Raw genomic sequence first — 9,033 nt, forward strand, 5'->3', positions numbered from 1 at the left:
AATATAGAGCATAGCAGGGGAATAAACATGCTTGGTCCTTCCGCGCATATTGATGATTTTTCGCGAAAAAATTTGCCGCCATTTCAGGAATGGCCTGAGTTGCACACGTACAACTTTCAATACCCAGACTATCTTAACGCTGCCGTCGAACTAACCGATGCTATGGTTGCCAAGGGCTTTGGTGACAAAACCGCACTGATCGGGAATGGACGGCGTCGTACTTACAAAGAATTATCCGACTGGACCAACCGTCTGGCGCATGTGCTGGTGGAAGATTACGGCATTGTACCGGGTAACCGCGTCCTGATACGCTCGGCCAATAACCCTGCGATGGTCGCCTGTTGGCTGGCTGCCACTAAAGCGGGCGCGGTGGTCATTAATACCATGCCGATGCTGCGCGCTGGTGAACTGACAAAAATCGTCGATAAGGCGCAAGTCAGTCTCGCACTCTGCGATAATCGTTTAATGGATGACATGTTGGCATGCGCTGAAGGCAGCAAATACCTCAAACGTGTCGTCGCCTTTGACGGCACTGCCAATCATGACGCCGAGCTTGATTATGCGGCTCTGGATAAACCGGTGCAATTTGAGGCGATAAAAACCGGCCGCGATGATGTCGCTCTGCTTGGTTTCACATCCGGAACGACTGGTGAGCCAAAAGCAACTATGCACTTTCATCGTGACCTGCTGATGATTGCCGATGGCTATGCCAAAGAAGTACTTAATGTGCAGCCAGAAGACATTTTTGTCGGCTCCCCTCCTCTCGCCTTTACATTCGGCCTTGGGGGATTGGCGGTATTTCCTCTGCGTTTTGGCGCAACTGCCGCTTTGCTGGAACAGGCAAGCCCGCCCAATATGATCAAACTCATTGAAACCTATAAAGCAACCATCAGCTTTACCGCACCCACAGCCTATCGGGTGATGCTACAAGCAATGGAAGATGGCGCCGATCTTTCCTCCCTTCGTGTGGCGGTTGCTGCCGGTGAAACTTTGCCAGCGCCTATTTATGAGGCATGGATCAAAGCGACCGGCAAACCTTTGCTTGACGGCATTGGAGCAACCGAAATGCTCCATATTTTCATCAGTAACCGCCTGGAGGATTCCAGCCCCGGAAGCACCGGCAAACCGGTTAGCGGCTATGAAGCAAAAATCGTCGATGACAATATGCAGGAAGTTCCGCGCAATACGGTCGGGCGTCTGGCTGTGCGCGGGCCAACCGGCTGTCGCTACCTTTCCGACAAACGCCAGCAAGATTATGTTCGCGATGGCTGGAACTTAACCGGCGATGCATTTTATCAAGACGACAATGGCTATTTTCATTTTGCAGCGCGCAATGATGATATGATTATCTCAGCCGGATATAATATTGCCGGCCCTGAGGTTGAAGCAGCCCTCCTCGCCCATCCCGATGTCAGTGAATGCGCTGTTATTGGAGCCGAAGATGAAGAGCGCGGCCAACGCGTGCAGGCCTATATTGTCTTGCAGAAAGGCGCCGTACAATCAGACGAAATGATAAAGCGCTTACAAGACCATGTAAAACAGCTAATCGCGCCTTATAAATATCCTCGCAGAATTTTGTTTGTTGATGCGCTGCCAAAAACACCTACAGGCAAAATTCAACGCTACCTTTTAAAAACAATGCACCATTAAAATATCACTCAAGGAGTTGTACACGTACAACTCCTTGATCTTTTGTTGTACGTGTACAACCAAACTATGCATTTCATTGCTATGAAAACACACATCACAATATGCGCTTAAAGTGCTGAATATCTTCAGCAGCGCTGATGCCGGCAGATTAATCATTCTGGCACCGCTCAAACTCAGCCTGTCAGCAAAACTAAGCCGATTATAAAAACCAAGTAACTGCTTGATTCTTGTAAGATAACAAGGCATCCTCTGCTAATTGCAGCTGTTGTACGGCGTTTAAAGAGCTGATATCACTATGGTAACTAATCTCTTAATCAGCGATTGCTCTCTGATTAGAATCGGGTCATAATAATCAGCGCTTATATTAGTCCATTTCGGAAAAAAGCGCTGATCAACGAGGTGGGTATGTCTATCAACAATGAAACAGAACGTCCGGTTGGCGAAAGTCTGCGTTCTTTGATTGCTGCTGATGCTGCGGAATTATCGCGGCAGCTACAAGCGCATCAGTTGAGAACATTTCCGCCGACAGCCCAAAAAACCATCCGTTTATTTACCCCCCATGAAGCCGCAGAATTTATCGGCATTCATGAGGGTTATCTGCGTCAGATCGTTGCTGAAGGGCACGGGCCAGAACCATTGCCAAATGGCCGCCGTATGTACTCCATTCACGACATCGAAGAACTTCGCACAATCTTAGATGAAGGTTCAGGCAAAAACTCGCCAAAATATATCCGTCATCGTCGCGAAGGTGAAAAGCTACAAATCATCTCGGTGATGAACTTTAAAGGCGGCAGTGCAAAAACCACCAGCACTGCACATCTTGCTCAATATCTGGCTTTGCGCGGTTACCGCGTACTTGCCATTGATCTTGATCCGCAAGCCAGTCTTTCAGCAATGTTTGGGCATCAGCCTGAAATTGATGTTGATCACAACGAAACGATCTATGCGGCGATCCGCTATGATAAACATCGTCGTCACATCACCGAAATCGTACGTTCCACTTATACACCTGGCTTACATATCATTCCCGGCAATCTGGAGCTTATGGAATTTGAACATGAAACGCCAAAAGTTCTGGCCGACCGCCAACAGGAGACAATGTTCTTCTCCCGTATTGGCGAATGTCTGGCTGAGATTGAAAGCGTTTATGATGTGATCGTTATCGACTGTCCGCCACAACTGGGCTTTTTGACCCTGTCTGCTTTGTGTGCTGCGACTTCGGTTCTGATCACTGTTCATCCACAAATGCTTGACGTTATGTCTATGTCGCAGTTTTTGCATATGACCTCTGATCTTCTCAATGTTGTTGAGAGAGCAGGGGGCAATACTGAATATGACTGGATGCGTTATCTGATTACGCGTTTTGAGCCTAATGATGGACCGCAAAGCCAAATGGCCGGCTTTATGCGTTCCATCTTCGGCAATCGCGTACTTGAGAATGCGATGGTTAAATCCACCGCTATTTCCGATGCCGGCCTGACAAAGCAAACGCTTTATGAAGTTGACCGTGCACAATTTACGCGTGGCACTTATGACCGCGCGCTTGAATCTCTGACACTTGTTAATGGCGAGATTGAAGAAATGATCCGTAAAACATGGGGGCGCAAGTAATCCATGGCACGTAAAAACCTGTTTGATATCAAGGTAACTCCGCCAACTGAAGCTAATGAACCAGTTGAACAAAGAACACGTCCGTTAGGCCGTCCTTTGATGGGGCTTGGTGAAAACATTAAGCCATCAAGCCCTGTTGGTGCGATTTCACAATCATTGGAAAATATGAATGTGCGCGCCAATCGTGCAGATGAAATTGAAAAACAGCTTGCCGAAGGTCAAACAATCGTCGAGTTGGATCCCGAATTTCTGGAAAGTTCGTTTGTTGTCGACCGTTTAGGCGTTGAACTTGAAGATCAGCAGGCTTTGATCGATCAGATCAAAGAACATGGTCAGCAAGTGCCTATTTTGGTGCGTCCACATCCTGAGAAACCTGGCTTTTATCAGGTTGCATATGGTCATCGTCGTTTAGCCGCGATCAAAACCATTGGCGGCAAGATCAAAGCGGTTGTACGCGCTCTAAGCGATGAGCAGCTGGTTGTCAGTCAGGGTCAAGAAAACAATGCCCGTACTGATTTAAGCTTCATTGAGCGTTGTTTCTTTGGATGGCAGCTGGAGCAGCGCGGTTTCTCGCGTGAGATTATCATGTCATCGCTCGGTGTTGATAAAGCAGCACTTTCCCGCATGATTTCGCTGGTTGAGCGTCTTCCGGCCGAATTTATCAAAGCAATTGGTGCAGCGCCTTCCTTTGGTCGTCAAAGATGGGCTGAACTTGCTGATCTTTTGGATGAAAAACCCCGCTTTTCAAAGGCAAAACTGCTTATTGAGCAACCGGATTTCGTTCTTCTGCGCAGTGATGATCGCTTCATCAAGCTTTATGAGACTTTGAAAACCAAGACTCCGTCAGAAAAGTTCACCCGTGTGTGGACTGCTCCGACAGGTGTAAAGCCGCTTAAAATTACTGAGACGAATTCAAAGGTAACTTTTGTCTTCGATCGTAAAGCTGCGGATGATTTTGCAAGCTTTGTTGAAGAGCGTATGGATGCGCTTTTTGACGAGTATCGTGCACGTAAAACGTCAGATTAACTGGAGACATTAAACAGCAAAAGAAAAAGGCCCCCTTAACGTCGCCGTCGTGGAAGCCCTTCTCGTGTGTGGTAACTTGAGAATCGCATTTCCCCGAATCACTGTCAAGCTTTTTGAGCGTCATTTTGGCGGCATGATTTCTTTTGCCTGATTTTAGGTGAGGAAAACATGGATTCCAATATTGTATCGACACCGTTTGGTGCTCGACCGATGTCGTTTGCTCTTTTTTCTACACAAAAGCAAGCACACCGAATCACTGAAAATACATCCGTCGATAAATGGAAACTCTATCGCTGGCTGTGTGAAGGTAAGTCATTATTCAAAGTAGGGGATCGTACCCTTGCTGTGCTCAATGCTTTATTGTCATTTTATCCGTCCAATATGTTGAGCACGGACAACAGCCTAATAGTGTTTCCATCGAACCGTCAATTGTCACTGCGTGCCCATGGCATGGCAGATGCTACATTGCGTCGGCATTTAGCTTGCCTGTTAGAAGCTGGTCTGATCATTCGCAAGGATAGTCCAAACGGTAAGCGTTACGCTCATAAAGATAAACAAGGTGTGATTGCCAATGCTTATGGTTTCTCTCTTGCTCCTCTGCTTGCACGTGCTGCAGAAATTGAAGAGGGTGCTCAATATGTCCGTGCACAACAATCAGCAAACAGATTGATGCGTGAGCGTTTAACATTGCATCGTCGTGACATCGCTAAACTCATCGAAATGGCGACTGAAACCGGCATTACAGCGCAATGGGAAGCAATCAACAACAAGTTCCGCGATATTATCGCTACCATTCCGCGTCGCGCAGATACAAGCGCATTAGAACTGATTGTAAACCAAATGCAGGATTTACGTCATGAAATCGATAATGCGTTGAATTCTTTAGAAAAAATACAAATTTTGAGCACCAATGAAGCCCAAACTGAGCGGCAGCATAATAGTTCAGACTCTGAATCTATAATAAAATTTGAAACAACAGAGCAGAGTGCAACAAATAAAACAATATCAGAACTAAAAGCTCAAACTTATCCGCTTGAATTAGTGCTGCGCGCTTGTCCAGATCTTCAAGCTTATTCAAGTGAAAAAATAAAGCTTTGGAAGGATTTTATTGCTGTTACAGCACAAATTCGTAGCTATTTAGGCATTAGTCCCTCAGCATATCAGCAAGCTGTAACCATCTTTGGGCAACAAAATGCAGCTATTATCATTGCTTGTATGTTGCAGCGGTTAGACCAAATTCAATCTGCTGGTGGATATTTACGCAATTTAACCAATAAAGCCACTCATCAGGCATTTTCTGTTGGTCCAATGCTGATGAGCTTATTGAGAAGTGAGAGCCATAAAAGCCATATGAATTAAGCAATTTTAGTCTCTTGAAAACGAATAAATCAACATCAGTTGTTCGTGTGCAACTGGCAAACCCATTGTTTTTATTTGCTTTTTTTGCTGATGCATAAAGTTTTTGACCAAAAGAATACGGGTTTGGGAGAATTGCTCCTGAACATAGCGTGCAAAGATTTGTAGAGCAGGACGGGTATTGTGCCGCTTCAAAATCAGGCAGCTACGTCCGCCGCTGGTAAGGCTTCTGCAATCGCCAAAACCATTGTGGGTCTACCATGGTAAGGACGTTGGTGCATGGATGCGCTTTTGGTCAGAATCCGCACTTTGCTGTTAGTTTTATGCGGTTGTCTCTGTGTCGCGGACAGAATTCGGGCGTGTACGGTTAAGCATTCAGTTGAGAATACGACACCCAAGTATAACTTCGGTTTTCTGATTGGCTAATTTGCGTGAGCGCAGCCGGTTGCCAATAATGGATTTGTAACGGCCCATTGATGTCTCTGCTTTGGCCCGTCTGCCATAATCGGTGATGCTCTGCCAAGCCATTCGGCCTTGGGTCTTAATCTCGGCTATGTGGCGATCTCGAACTGAGGGATTGAGCGCGGCTTGCGGGCTTGAAACTGCTGTTCTAGGAGGAGGAATAATGACCTCCACATTTGCACCAAATCGCGCCACCAGAAGATTACTGGTTGGCGTTCCATCGTAAGCGCCATCGGCAATAAATGTGTCAACGTTGCCATCCACTTGGTCAAGAAGGTCGGGCAAAGCCGTCGGGTCGCCAACATCATCTGTCGTCAGATCGGAGCAGATAATCTGACCACTGGCGAGATCAAGACCGAGGTGCAGTTTACGCCATGTTTTGCGTTTTATCTTGATTTTATGCTTGTTTTCCAGCCATTCGCCCGCACCAAAGATCTTTAATCCCGTGCTGTCGACCACAAGATGAACCGGTTCATTGTTAGCGACTTGAGGTCTTGCTAAAGGCAATACCAGTCCTTTGCCCCGACGCGATAAAGTAGAAAAATCCGGCACAGAAATATCAAGCCCCATCAGCCGCGCGACAGAGCGCATCAGGCCTTGGGTCTGGCGCAGGGGTTGGTGATAGATAACGCGCAAGGTCAAAAACAGTGTAATTGCAAGATCCGAATATTTGGGCTGGCCACCGCGAGATTTCCGGCGCGCCGCAGACCACATACATCCCGCCGCCTCACTCACTCATATGGTCAAATCACCACGCTGGCGCAGGCTTTCATTATAGAATGACCAGTTTGTTACCTTCAATTGCTGTTTGGGTATCTTGTCGCGGCGCTTGGCATTGAACTTATGCGGCATCAACTGTATCCTGAGAAGATAAACTGACCCAGCATATCAGCTCATCTGTGATCCATGCAACAACGCCGTTTTAAGTTGTGATAACAGACCATACAGCACCAGATTCCGCTAGTCCACCTTGGGTATACCCTATTCAGGGCACGGAATTTTCTGGGTTTCCGGCTTCACCCCTATCATTACGCTTTCAAATAGCTTGTTTATGCCGTCGTCTAGAAAATGGACGCTGAGTTATCGATGACAATGGAAGCGCGTAGGGCTGGCGTACAAGTGCGAAGATAAATGTTTTGGCCCTCATAGTAACGGTGATTTTCTGGCGACAAAGGGTCAGGGTTGCACTGATCTCTGATTGCCATACGACTGTAAGAGACAGCAAATGGAACATCTAGGAATATGCTGAAATCCCAACAGTTTATCAACTCTTCTCGATGAAGGAAAATTCCGTCCAAAAGAAGCACAGCCGAAGAACTAACACTCTTGGTTACTTTTACCGCATTATCAACGCGATGATCAAATCGTGCTGTATCGACGGTATCCGCGCCGCATTTAAACGGATCGAGGAGGAATTGACGCAGGTCGCCATAGTTATATGAATCAAAGAAAAAACCGTGAGGATCACATTTGCCTCGATTATATCTTACGGCTCGGGGATTGTGAAAGCCATCGACACTGCTGCGGATGACCTGACGACCACTCTGTTCAATTATTGGCGCAAGTTCATCAGCAAATGTAGTTTTCCCTGAACCGTCTACACCGTCTATCGCCACAAGTGTTCGACCCGACAACGAATTGATATGTTTCGAGATATTATCGATAATTACGGACCTTGAGAACATTCCAAACCTATTTTTATTACTAGATATTTAAAAGTAAACTTGTTCGAAATCGGTGTTAAATCGATTTGTAAAAGCTGATACCAAATTCGACTTAACGCCAATATCATTGCGATACAACATTCTTAGAATGGGGCAATTTCATTCAAAGGAATATAATAATAAATTGGGAGTTGATATTCTAAATCGTTGACTTTAGTCTATCCTCCAATCACGGAAGTGATGCTTTTTTAAATGGCAGCAACTAATAATATAATATTATTACATTTCAATCATTCATAAAAATTATACCATACTTATTTCTCTGAAATATTTTTTATAAATAGATGCATTGCATTTATGATACTTTATTATTGGGAATAATAATGGGTGAACACAATTTATGCTCTCATAAGATTAATATGAAGTCTGGCCATGGATGCTATTTGGTTTCCGATAAAAATGAGGAGTATCTTGACCTCACGGCCGGAACTTTCAATTTATCTCTAGGATATCAGAACGAAAAAATACTTAAAGCTGTGCAATTCCAATTGAATCAACTCACGCATTGCAGCTCCAGCTTTGAAGTGGATTCTGTTGTTGAGTTACAAACCCGCCTTCTAGCTTGCTCTAGTGACGTGAGACCCGCAAACTCCTCCAGATTTTGGTAGAGTCCAATCCTTGGTAGGAGTTGGATAATGAAGCGTTCACGGTTTTCAGACGAACAGATAATTGGAATGATCAAAGAGCAGGAAGCGGGAACGCCGACTGCACAGGTGTGCCGCAAATACGGGATTAGCAGCGCCAGTTTTTACAAATACAAAGCCAAATTTGGTGGCCTAGAGGTTTCCGATGCGCGTAAACTGAAAGCATTGGAAGAAGAGAATGCCAAGCTAAAAAAGCTGCTGGCCGAGACGATGCTCGACAATGCCATTTTGAAAGATGTTGCTGCAAAAAAATGGTAACGCCCGATGCCAAGCGGGATGCAGTTGTTCATGTCTGCCAGGAGTATGCCGTGAGCCAGCGTCGGGCGTGTGCCGTTTTATGTGTTGATCGATCAAGTGTGCGCTATCGTCGTAAGCGGCCTGATGATGCGCATATTCGTGAAGCAATGAAACAAGTGGCCTCCGAACGACGGCGCTTCGGTTATCGGCGTATTCACGTCATGCTGAAACGACAGGGGATCATCATGAACTTGAAGAAGCTGCGTAGATTATATCAGGAAGAGAACCTAACTGTGCGCAAGCGTGGTGGGCGCAAACGAGCT

Annotated in this window: 6 protein-coding genes and 2 pseudogenes; 6 read left to right on the top strand and 2 right to left on the bottom strand. The window is 46.0% G+C overall.

Going from position 1 to position 9,033, the window contains the following annotated elements; genetic code table 11:
* Window positions 1–27 precede the first annotated feature (27 nt).
* The 4 genes from FHS77_RS09855 to repC all read left to right on the top strand — a co-directional run bounded on the left by FHS77_RS09855 (window position 28) and on the right by repC (window position 5,646).
* On the top strand, window positions 28–1,650 hold the full coding sequence (locus tag FHS77_RS09855) for an AMP-binding protein (protein WP_184222841.1): 1,623 nt from the start codon (window positions 28–30) through the stop codon (window positions 1,648–1,650).
* 405 nt (window positions 1,651–2,055) lie between these two features.
* Window positions 2,056–3,261 (top strand): plasmid partitioning protein RepA, encoded by a 1,206-nt coding sequence (gene repA / locus FHS77_RS09860; protein WP_184222843.1) that lies wholly within the window; start codon window positions 2,056–2,058, stop codon window positions 3,259–3,261.
* A gap of 3 nt (window positions 3,262–3,264) precedes the next feature.
* Window positions 3,265–4,287, top strand: coding sequence for a plasmid partitioning protein RepB (gene repB, locus FHS77_RS09865; protein WP_184222845.1), 1,023 nt, complete (start codon window positions 3,265–3,267; stop codon window positions 4,285–4,287).
* Window positions 4,288–4,455: 168 nt separating this feature from the next.
* A complete protein-coding gene (gene repC, locus FHS77_RS09870; RefSeq protein ID WP_184222847.1) occupies window positions 4,456–5,646 on the top strand; it encodes a plasmid replication protein RepC in 1,191 nt (396 codons plus the stop codon).
* A gap of 372 nt (window positions 5,647–6,018) precedes the next feature.
* On the opposite strand, the pseudogene FHS77_RS09875 reads toward repC, so the two are convergent.
* Both FHS77_RS09875 and FHS77_RS09880 read right to left on the bottom strand, forming a co-directional pair.
* Window positions 6,019–6,957 (bottom strand): annotated as a pseudogene (locus FHS77_RS09875) (IS5 family transposase).
* Window positions 6,958–7,166: 209 nt separating this feature from the next.
* Window positions 7,167–7,721, bottom strand: a complete 555-nt coding sequence (locus tag FHS77_RS09880) for a nucleoside/nucleotide kinase family protein (RefSeq protein WP_343060992.1) — start codon at window positions 7,719–7,721, stop codon at window positions 7,167–7,169.
* 467 nt (window positions 7,722–8,188) lie between these two features.
* On the opposite strand from FHS77_RS09880, the gene FHS77_RS16495 reads away from it, so the two are divergent.
* Window positions 8,189–8,437 (top strand): aminotransferase class III-fold pyridoxal phosphate-dependent enzyme, encoded by a 249-nt coding sequence (locus FHS77_RS16495; protein WP_425498148.1) that lies wholly within the window; start codon window positions 8,189–8,191, stop codon window positions 8,435–8,437.
* Window positions 8,438–8,464: 27 nt separating this feature from the next.
* A pseudogene (locus tag FHS77_RS16235) lies at window positions 8,465–9,033 on the top strand (transposase); the annotation flags it as partial.

Source organism: Paenochrobactrum gallinarii (assembly GCF_014205685.1).
Classification (GTDB): Bacteria; Pseudomonadota; Alphaproteobacteria; order Rhizobiales; family Rhizobiaceae; genus Paenochrobactrum; species Paenochrobactrum gallinarii.